Origin of the sequence: Phormidium sp. CCY1219, assembly GCF_035615515.1 — a bacterium.
GTDB lineage: Bacteria > Cyanobacteriota > Cyanobacteriia > Cyanobacteriales > Laspinemataceae > CCY1219.
Genome location: NZ_JAJENT010000361.1, coordinates 1 through 9,654, shown reverse-complemented (window position 1 = coordinate 9,654; position 9,654 = coordinate 1). Strand labels below are relative to the sequence as shown.

Sequence of the window (9,654 nt, the reverse complement as noted above, 5' to 3'; positions counted from 1 at the left end):
TAAAGCCGCACGTTCGTTTTTCCTCCCCCGGCTAAAGCACGGGGGTTTCCAAACGTATCGGAGGTTATCATCATGAAATCACTGTTCCCCATCGCCCCCCGTTATCGTCTCGATGATGTCTCCCCTTGGCTAGAAGGTATCGATCCGTCGCGCAATTACTGGATCGCCGTGAATGGTTCCCCCTCTCATGTGGTCAGCATTCCGGGCCTGCAGGTGTCATCCTTTGAAGACTTTAAGCAAATCGTGCGCCAGTGGCGATCGCTGCATTGCGGGGAACAAATGGAAATCGAGCGCATCGTCGGCAGTTTCACCATCCACTGCATCAGCGACAACTGCTTCGCGATCGCGACCGAATTTCACGGCGCACCGGTCTGGCATCTGTTCGATCGCGAAACCTTAGACAGTCTGCTGATGACCGCCCACCCGGATTGGATCTGTGCCCCGAAAGATGTGGAACTGGGACGCAAAATGCTGATGCGCTCCTGGCAACAAGCCGCCTTGGCTTAATCTCTCAGTTCAGCTTCCAAATCTTGAAAAAAAATTTATCAACGGTTCGGGGAGAGACGCGAAATGTCGCGTCTCTCCCTATTTTGCCTCTGGGTTGAATTCCGCCGAGTTCAATCTACGACCGCCGCAGGTTGACAAGTTCTTCCAAAGATGCTAAAAGCTTCACCGTCACCGAGAGAATTTCCCCCTCGGGATTGAGGACGAACAACCAGCCCACATTGACGATGAACAGGGGCGTCTGTACCGATCCCCGGATGGAAAATTCGCGATCGCCATTCTCCAGGGTTTTCATAGACCCCTTGACGGGAGAGAGTTTCATCCCCCGAGCTTCCGCTTCTAAATAAGCCGCGATCGCTTCAGTCCCCACCACCGGCTCCTCAAATGGCGGATGGAGCTGACCCTCCGGCGCAAATAAGGCACTCGTCCCCTGAAAATCACCAGCATTTAACCGCTCAAAATAGCGGCCAATCTGCGGTTGAGACACCCCTTGGATCGCCAATTCCGGGGTTGAAATCATAGTGTCTTTGGTCGTCATAAAGATTATCCGATAAATCGCTTCAATTGATTAAAATTTTCCGCCCCGGTGGGTCATACAGACATCCCACCAGAGACTCAACTTTTCCACTGGCTCCTCAATTCCAGTTCAATCCGATTTTCAATGCAACCCGGGTACAAAATGCAGGTCTGGGTGCTTGAAAAGCAGACCCCAGAACGACCCAGGGAACCCAGACCTGCTGCAACCTAGGGAGAGGTAAAAAAAGTTGAGAAAAAAACAAAAACCCTAAGCGGACAAATTAAATTTTGGAATGCTTTGCATTGAAAAAAAAGAGGAATGAATAGGAATCCCTAGGGTATGGGTCAACGATGAGATAACCGGGACAAGAAACCCGGTTGCTCACCGCTATTACACCAAACCGATTAGGCGAGGGGGTCAACCCCCATATCCACCACTGCATTTCGCAGCATCGTAATTTGTTGATTGAATTCCAATCGCTCGATCGCACAGATGACTTGAGCTGCATCCGCCGACAGTTTGTAGTTGTCAGGGACGGGAATCACCGTACCTTCTTTCATCAACTCCGCAAGCTGATACCAGAATCCGAGCTTGGTGTTGGCACTGAACACGCCATAGGCACGAGTTAACGGAGTGTTCGTACCCAGGACCAAATCGCGCATCACCTGGAGTTGCGAGGCGGGGGGCATCTGCTTGATTTGTTCGAGCAGACCTTCCGCTAATTGCAAACGAGCGGCTCCTGGGGCGGCGGGGGTAATGGACCGACCGAGCTGTTTGTAGATAAACCAAAGGGCAGCAAGCTGGTCATCTACGCTGAGGCGCTTGAACTGGGCTGTGGTTTGCGCCACCGCATTCGCGCTGGTGTAGGTCGGGTTAGAGAAGAGAGTAGAGGGATTTGCAGTGAAAGTCATGGCTCGAATAGAGATTGAGGTGGGCTATGAAGGCATCAGACGCGCACAGAGTTGTGAATCTGCGCTGCTGTTTCCTATTATGTTACGTTTCTTTACAAACCGCAAATAAAATTTACAAATAGGCGGGTTAGGGGTTTATAATGATTGGTTCACTTGCGATCTACATCACACTCAATGGCGCTTAATTTGAGGTAAGACTGGCCGGCAGGATGGAAGATTGCCGATCGCGAATATTGGAGAGGACCCCATGACGATGGCACTCAGCAGCACTCAGGTGAAAGAAAAAGCCCGCGCCCTGGGCTTTCATAAAGTGGGCATCGCCAGCGCCGAGACCCAGGATGGGGCAGCGGTGGCGTCCCTGCAACAATGGCTTGCCAAGGGCTATCACGCGGACATGCAGTGGATGGCCAACCCGAAGCGAGAGGATATTCGCTTGGTGATGCCCGAGGTGCGATCGGTGATTTGCGTGGCGCTCAACTACTACACCGGGCATACTCACCCCGAGGGCGATCGCTATGCCAAACTCTCTCGCTATGGCTGGGGACGTGACTATCACAAAGTGCTAAGCAAAAAGCTAAAAGCCCTCACTGCTTGGCTGCGAGAACAAAGTGAGCTAATGGAGGCGCGCTACTATGCCGATACCGGTCCGGTGCCGGATAAAGTCTGGGCGCAACGGGCGGGCATTGGCTGGATTGCCAAAAATGGCAATGTCATTTCCCGGGAATATGGGTCGTGGGTATTTCTCGGAGAAGTGCTAACCAATGTAGAACTAACCCCAGATAAACCCCATACCCAGCACTGCGGCACCTGTACCCGCTGTATCGAAGCCTGTCCCACGGGCGCGATCGCCGAACCCTTTGTAGTGGATGCCAATCGCTGTATCGCCTATCATACCATCGAAAACCGCGCCCAAACCCTGCCCGAGGCGATCGCACCCCATCTAAATGGCTGGGTCGCCGGCTGCGATATCTGCCAAGACGTCTGTCCCTGGAATCAGCGATTTGCCACCGAAACCGATGTTACAGAGTTTCAACCCTATCCCGAGAATCTCTCCCCCACCCTAGAAGAACTGGCAACTCTCTCCGATGACGAGTGGGATCGCCGTTTTCGCGCCTCCGCCCTGCGCCGCATCAAACCCGACATGCTGCGCCGCAATGCAAGGGCGAATTTACAGTCTCAGATGTGAGATAAGGAACGAAAAATCGCGGCAGAGGGAGCGAAGTCAGCCCACAGGGAGTAATGTTAATACCTGGGTCGCGCAGGCCCGATTGGAACGGTTCGGGCTAACCGTTGCAGAAGTGCTAGGGATGGCAGATTCGGGGCGTAGTTTCGCGATCGCTTCGCCAGGGGGTTTCACCTGCTTTTTTTATCGCTTCAGAACCCTAGGCTTGTGCGAATTGCCCCGCCCTGAACCGCCCCTAGGAAATTGGCGCTATTAGGCAGTTTTCCTGTAAATTGAGAATGGAACTGTCAAGATTGACCGTCAACATGAACCCATCTACTGAATCTCCAGAATCCCGAGGCATCCAGGTGAAAATCAAGCCTAGGGGGACGCTGTGTTTGCAGCTTTCCTTGCGAAACGAAATGCAAGAACCCTTGTTGTTGCGACCCATTCTCGAAGACTGGGTGAGAGACGATCGCGAAATTTTCGCCACCACAAACCGCTTATTTCCCCCTTACATTTATCTCGATCCTGGGGGAGAAGCCACTCAAACCCTCAGCCTGGAAATCCCGATCGCATGGCAACCCGGGCAACAGCTAGCCAGTGGATTGCGCTTTCCCGGCTTTCACGAACGAGCGATTCCCATTCAGGTAGAGATTGTGCCCCCAGCGGGGAACAGCGATCGCGCCGAAGTGCCAATTGCCGTAACCTTTCCCCTGCCCGGGGAAAGCGATCGCCCCCGATCGGCCTCAGATCCGAGTACCGCCGGGATATTTGGCTTAATTGGCGGATTGCTGGATCTCGATCGGATTCCCGCCCCCTGGTTAGCCGCAGAACTGTTAACCTTGCTGGCGCAAATCGGCGAGGAATATGCCGCCAGCTCAGCCGGCAAGGAGTTGCGCGATCGCCTGCAAACCACGCAATTGTATCGCAATGGCGCGATCGCCTTTACCCAAGCGCAATTGCCACATTGGATCTGGCAAAAATTATCCGAAGCCAATGCCACCCTGCGCGATCGCGTGGGAGAAGGGCACTTGTTAGAAATTTGGGAGCGCTGGCTGTTCGATTTAGCTCACACCGATGTAGAAATCGAGGGAGATCGGCCCACCATTGCGATTTCCCCCCTGTTTAAAAGCGGATTTCCCGAAGAGATGGGGGAAGATGGCGGACGCTGGTTTGAGGATATACTTCTGGGACTGGCGGCGATCGCCCCGGGATTTGCATCGGGAATCGAAGCTTGTAGCGCGCGATCGCCCCAGATGGGTGTTGCCGATTCCGCTACCCCTGCCAGTTATACCCTCAGCACCGGCTTATCCGGGTTGGAAGCACTGCCCGCCCGGTGGCTGGTGGTGGAACTGTTGCTGGGAGTGGCCGGTAAAGGATGGCAACGCAGCCGCACTCCAGGCGGGGAGCAGTTACTCGCCCAACTGGGGCGCACCCGGTTCTTTAAAAATGGGGTGTTGGCAATGGCATCGGCACAAGCACCGCGCTGGCTATCGGTCAGTCAGTCGGCGGCGGCTGCCTATCACGCTTCTGTGGGGGGGTCTCCCGGACAGCAAGGGTTATTATACTTTTGGGAACAGTGGTTGTGGAGTTTGGGGAACTGCAGCATCCCGATCGCCCCATTTTCGGGAGATGCCACCTGCGAAGCCTTGGGAATGGATGGCGATCGCTGGTTTGGCGCGATCGTTTTGGGATTGGCGGAAGTTTCCCCCAGGCTGAATGCCTTGCTCGAGGCGATCGCCGCATTACCATCCCCCGCCCCTGTCCCTGCGGCACCCACACCCACCTTTGATGATATACTTGGCGAACCCAAATCCCTACAGCGATGACACTCGACCTGCAAACCCTGGCCCGCATTGAAGAACTGCGAATCCCCCTCGAGGATCCTGCCTCCCCGGTGGATTGGAAAGATTGGTATCATTTCGTGCTGCTCGATCGCGCCTCCGGGGTGCGATCGCTGGTGAATATCACCCTCGCCGGCAGACCCAATCGCGGCGAAATTCAAGTCACTTTTATCGTCAATGCCAACCCCGAGGGCATTCTCTCACCGGTGCCCCCGAATACCGCATTACTCACCTTCGGTACGGCGTATTCCCTGGAATGGAAGCCGTCAGCCGTGCGCCGTTCTCCCTTGCGAGTGCAGGGGAGAGGCATGTGCCTGGAGATTAACGGTTCCCAGGCAGAAGTTGCGGTGCGCGACGAGCGATCGCAACTGTCGATTCACTTCCAGGCGCAGGCTCGAGCCACGCCCTTGTTAGTTACCGAAGATTCCCCGTTTGGTAGCGGGTTCATCGGCTGGGGGTTGGTGCCCGGAGTGCAGGTGGCGGGAGAATTGTGCGTGGGCGATCGCCGATTTGAGTTGGATGCCAACTGGTTTTGCTATCACGACCGCAACTTCGGTCGGTTTCGGTGGGGAGAAGATATCGGCTGGGAGTGGTTCGTCGCCTCGGCGCAATGTGAGAACAATCGCGAGTTAACCTTTGTGCTGGACTGGCGCACCAACAAAGACCACTCCCAAGGCGGCTTGCCCTATATTTTCGTCTATGTAGAGCGAGAATTATGCAAAATCTTTCTGGGTTCCAGCTTGCAGATTGACTGGGGCTGGACCGAAACCTCCGTCTTGCCCACTCGCTTGCCCGGAGTTATGGCCTCGGTGTTTAGCGATCGCACCTTGCGAATGCCGCAGAGTTTGCAAGTGGAAGCCGTGGACGAACTCGATTCCCTGTCCATGACCGTGGAGTTTGATGGCACGTCGGAATTAATCGTCCCCGACAATCAAGACCGTCAATATACTTTTATTGCAGAAGTCACCGGTCCGATTCAGGTGCGACTGTGTTTGCAAGGCGAAACCCTAGTGGCTAACGGACTGGTTTATGCGGAATACGTGCAGTAGGTTGCTTTCCCGGGAAGGCGATCGCGCGCTTATTTTTTGCTCGCATCAATTCGGCGGGGCGGGTCGATTGAAATTGACAATTGATTGCATAATTTATTCAAAATTACGCCCCGACAATTTGGGAAAATTATACCTCCATCAAGGATGCATTCCCAGCTTTGGAAAAGGCGGTTTTTCCTGGATTTCTGCCATTCACAGAACCAACCGAAAACCCGCCTTATACCGGGCGCGATCGAGTCTGGAAAGCCTCCTCACCTTCCCAGGGAGTCGGCAGTTTTGTACTGTAGTTTTGCGACCCACAAGCCCAGGGGAAAGACCCGCCCCCAGCCCCTCAATTCCTGACAGCAGCTAGCCCAGTAATTGCAAAATAAAATCCCGGTTTTGCGGTGAGTTTATCCGTTGCCTTCTTCCCTAGCAGCCAAAACCGGCGAGATTTCAATGGCAAATTGAATGAAGATTAAATTATTATTTGTCAACATCGAAAAATCCTCCCCATTGATGCTACGATGAGAACTGCAAAACCCGAAAAACCGGAGTGAGGCATTCACACCATTCGGAGCAACACCCGCCGGGGGTGACACACCCATGCCGGATTATCGGGTGATTGAGAATGGTGCCCAATCTGAGATAACATCAATACTGTCGGCGTTTGGGAGAGATTAGTGTGAACGACATTACTATAAAAGTAGAATCCGGGGGCAAAAACAGCGGCATCAACCCCCGCATTAGCATTAACGACCGAGAAATCGGCTACGATCGCTACGGTCGAGGAATCAATATTGTCGCCATCGACCCGCAGAGGGGACAACCCCGTTGCGCCACCACTTTCGATACCTTTGCCGAAGCGGATGCATCGGAAGCGTTAATCGAATTTATAGAACGCCTCCCCAACGAAACTATAGTCGCGTTAGCCGTAGGAGACGAGGGCAACTACAGCTTTTCTAATGAGGCCAAACAAGCGTGTCAAGCGATCGGCTGCTTCAAAATGTGGTACTTGCAACTTCAAGGATCTTGGGCAGCGATCGGCCAAAAAGGAACCGACCCCGGAAGCGCCACCGAAGAGATTGACCCTGGGGCGATCGCCCTCACGCGAACCTTCCCGATTCCGGAACTCGCCCCTAACAAAGGGATGATTTCCGTCACCTCTGGCGGTGGCGATCGCGCCAGTCAAACCCAAATCCTGCATAACGGGCAACCCGTCACCCCTGCAGGCGGCTACCAGCGGGGGTTAAACGTGGCAATCTTCGACGAAAATCAAGCCACGGTAGAAAGCGTTCACCACTTCGATCTGCTAGCCAACCCCGGCAATGCCGATGCCTTTGCCGAACGGATTGAAAATTTGCCCGAGGGTCGATTAGTGGCGATCGTCGCCAGCGATGAAGCCAGCTTCAATATGTCCGAACGCGCTCAAAAAGCCTGCGAAAGCCTGGGTAGCCGCTTGGTTCGCAAGTTAGAATTCCGAGGGGAATGGGCGATCGTGGGATACAAAGGAGCAACCCCAGGTTTAGCCAGTGAAAATCTCAGCAACAAAGGTGCCGAGTGGGGCTGTCCCCCGGTAGGCGTGCAATTCTGGATTCCGGGCACAGGGTCAGTTCCCGCCACCTCCCCCGCAAATACCGTCCTTGGCTCCATTACTGGCATGAAACTGGAGCAGAAGTTGCAACCGCCCGATTTAGGAGAACAAAACTGGTTCGGCATTGGGGTGGATATCAGTGGAGACTGGGCGATCGTCGGTGCGCCGAAAGCCGACGCCAGCAGTGAGAAACCCAAGGCAGGTGCGGCATATCTCTTTCACTGGGAAAACGGTCAGTGGCAGCAAAAACAAAAGCTGCAACCCAGTGAGGTCAAGAGTGAGGCGCAATTCGGCAGAGCCGTTGCCATCAGCGGGGATTGGGCGCTGGTAGGGGCGTATCGAGCCGATGCGGCGGGTGAAGATGATGCAGGTGCGGCTTATCTATTCCACCTGGAAAACGGCCAATGGCAGCAAAAACAAAAGCTGCAACCCAATGGGTTGAAAGCGGGGGATGGTTTTGGGAAGTCAGTTGCCATTAGCGATCGCTGGGCAGTCGTCAGCGCACCCGGTGCGGATCTGCCCAATGCCCAAAACGCGGGAACGGCCTATATTTACGCACTGATAAACGGTGAATGGCAGGCAAGAGCGCAGGTGCAAGCTGTGGATGCGTCTCCAGACCTGAAATTCGGCTATTCCGTCGGCATTAGCCACGATTGGGCGATTTTCGGCACCGATCGCTCGGGAGAATTTGGAGGAGCCTATACCTTCAAATGTGAAAATGGACAATGGCAGCAGGTCCAGAAGCTCAACCTCAGTGAGAAAGCCAGTCAGTTTTACAACCTATCAGTGGGCATTTGTGGCAATTGGGTGATTCTCGGGTCGGCAAACAGTGGAGAGAGCGCCAAGCGCAATGGTTTAGCCCATTTGTTTCAATGGGAAAACGGCCAGTGGGTACATAAGCAAACTCTGCAACCCCCAGATGTGACAAGCGATTTCTTATTCTTCGGTTATGCAGTGGCGATCGCCGACAACTGGGCCGTGGTGGGAGCAACCGCTCCCAATACTGGGGGAATGGCCTCTATTTTTCAACTGGAAAACGGCCAATGGCAGCACAAACAGCAGGTGCAACCCACAGAGGCAAAACCGAAAGATTATTTCAGCGACTCCGTTGCCATTAGCGGCGATCGCTTCATTGTAGGCGCAGGGTCAGCCGAGGCCCCCGGTCGTCCCCAAGCAGGGGCAGCCTATGTGTATCAGGCGCAGGTATAAGGGCGATCGTCACAGTTGAGAACAAATTGCCAAACAGAAAAACCCGCCCTGCTTTGCCAATGACCCACAAGGGAAATCGCCGTTTTATGGCGATCGATTGGGCGGGTTTATTTTATGCCTGAGTCTTTCAACTGTTCCTGAGATTACCCCAACGGCAAACTACTGTCTTCAACCACAGACGCTTGATAAACGGTTCCTTCAAAGTTGTTGCTGCTTTGGTCTGCCACTTTCACCGTCGAACCTTCTTGTTTGACCTCACTTAACGGCCAGTAGCCCACCAAATTCGCTTCATTCCCCGTGAGTTTCTGGGACATATTCGCCTTAATTTCCGCTTCGCTGCGCGCCACATTCCACACAGCAACTTCAGCCAATAGCCCGTGAAAGAAATACATCCGGGCGGGTTTTTCCGTTGCTCCAGTACCAATTGTCAAACAAGCGCGGTTGTTTGGTAAGTAAGTGGTTTTTAACGTTCCTTCTAACTTACCATTCACGTACAGTTTGAGTTCCGTTCCATTATGGGTGAAGGCCACATGAGTCCAGGCATTCAAAACCACATCCGACCCAGTTAAAATTTGCCAGGGGCCACCATTGTTCCCCACCCAGGTTTGCCACTTGTTATTGTTACCGGCATATAACAAATATCCGAGTTTGGGACTATCGCCATAACGAGAGGTAATCGGAGAGCGCCACTGACCTTGACCCCCGGTGACTTTCGCCCAGCAAGAAATGGTAAATTGGTTGGGGTTGAGTTCCTGATGGTAAGGAACCTCGATATAATCATTTTTGCCGTCAAACTGCATGGCTTTCGTGGCTTTTAAGGGCATCGCCCCACTTTTTTCTACCTTAATCGAAGAGGTAATGTCATTAAAATCATCACCCACC

The 9,654-nt window shown here is 53.7% G+C and carries 8 protein-coding genes; 5 read left to right on the top strand and 3 right to left on the bottom strand.

What is annotated here, in order from left to right; translation table 11 throughout:
* The first annotated feature begins 72 nt into the window (after nt 1-72).
* Nucleotides 73-507 (top strand): hypothetical protein, encoded by a 435-nt coding sequence (locus tag LKK83_RS07005; protein WP_324630276.1) that lies wholly within the window; start codon nt 73-75, stop codon nt 505-507.
* Between the two features lie 115 nt (nt 508-622).
* On the opposite strand, the gene LKK83_RS07000 is transcribed toward LKK83_RS07005, so the two are convergent.
* Both LKK83_RS07000 and LKK83_RS06995 read right to left on the bottom strand, forming a co-directional pair.
* Complete coding sequence (locus LKK83_RS07000; RefSeq protein WP_324630275.1) at nt 623-1,042, bottom strand: nuclear transport factor 2 family protein; 420 nt, start codon at nt 1,040-1,042, stop codon at nt 623-625.
* Between the two features lie 383 nt (nt 1,043-1,425).
* Nucleotides 1,426-1,932: an orange carotenoid protein N-terminal domain-containing protein gene (locus LKK83_RS06995; protein ID WP_324630273.1), complete on the bottom strand. Its 507-nt coding sequence runs from the start codon at nt 1,930-1,932 to the stop codon at nt 1,426-1,428.
* A 247-nt stretch (nt 1,933-2,179) separates the two neighbouring features.
* On the opposite strand from LKK83_RS06995, the gene queG reads away from it, so the two are divergent.
* The 4 genes from queG to LKK83_RS06975 all read left to right on the top strand — a co-directional run bounded on the left by queG (nt 2,180) and on the right by LKK83_RS06975 (nt 8,772).
* A complete protein-coding gene (gene queG / locus LKK83_RS06990) occupies nt 2,180-3,118 on the top strand; it encodes a tRNA epoxyqueuosine(34) reductase QueG (RefSeq protein ID WP_324630271.1) in 939 nt (312 codons plus the stop codon).
* 302 nt (nt 3,119-3,420) lie between these two features.
* Nucleotides 3,421-4,926, top strand: coding sequence for a hypothetical protein (locus LKK83_RS06985; RefSeq protein ID WP_324630270.1), 1,506 nt, complete (start codon nt 3,421-3,423; stop codon nt 4,924-4,926).
* Nucleotides 4,923-5,990 carry a hypothetical protein gene (locus tag LKK83_RS06980; protein ID WP_324630269.1) on the top strand — a complete coding sequence of 356 codons (1,068 nt, stop codon included), beginning with the start codon at nt 4,923-4,925 and terminating at the stop codon, nt 5,988-5,990. The genes LKK83_RS06985 and LKK83_RS06980 overlap by 4 nt, the downstream gene beginning before the upstream one ends.
* Before the next feature lie 664 nt (nt 5,991-6,654).
* Nucleotides 6,655-8,772, top strand: coding sequence for an interleukin-like EMT inducer domain-containing protein (locus LKK83_RS06975; RefSeq protein WP_324630268.1), 2,118 nt, complete (start codon nt 6,655-6,657; stop codon nt 8,770-8,772).
* 143 nt (nt 8,773-8,915) lie between these two features.
* Here LKK83_RS06975 and LKK83_RS06970 read toward each other — a convergent pair.
* A partial coding sequence (locus LKK83_RS06970) for a LamG domain-containing protein (RefSeq protein ID WP_324630267.1) occupies nt 8,916-9,654 on the bottom strand: 739 nt, incomplete at its 5' end.

Excerpts from the sequence above, each read along its gene's own strand:
- LKK83_RS07005 (WP_324630276.1), top strand. The coding sequence starts at position 73 with ATGAAATCACTGTTCCCCATCGCCCCCCGTTATCGTCTCGATGATGTC.
- LKK83_RS07000 (WP_324630275.1), bottom strand. The coding sequence starts at position 1,042 with ATGACGACCAAAGACACTATGATTTCAACCCCGGAATTGGCGATCCAA.
- LKK83_RS06995 (WP_324630273.1), bottom strand. The coding sequence starts at position 1,932 with ATGACTTTCACTGCAAATCCCTCTACTCTCTTCTCTAACCCGACCTAC.
- queG (WP_324630271.1), top strand. The coding sequence starts at position 2,180 with ATGACGATGGCACTCAGCAGCACTCAGGTGAAAGAAAAAGCCCGCGCC.
- LKK83_RS06985 (WP_324630270.1), top strand. The coding sequence starts at position 3,421 with ATGAACCCATCTACTGAATCTCCAGAATCCCGAGGCATCCAGGTGAAA.
- LKK83_RS06980 (WP_324630269.1), top strand. The coding sequence starts at position 4,923 with ATGACACTCGACCTGCAAACCCTGGCCCGCATTGAAGAACTGCGAATC.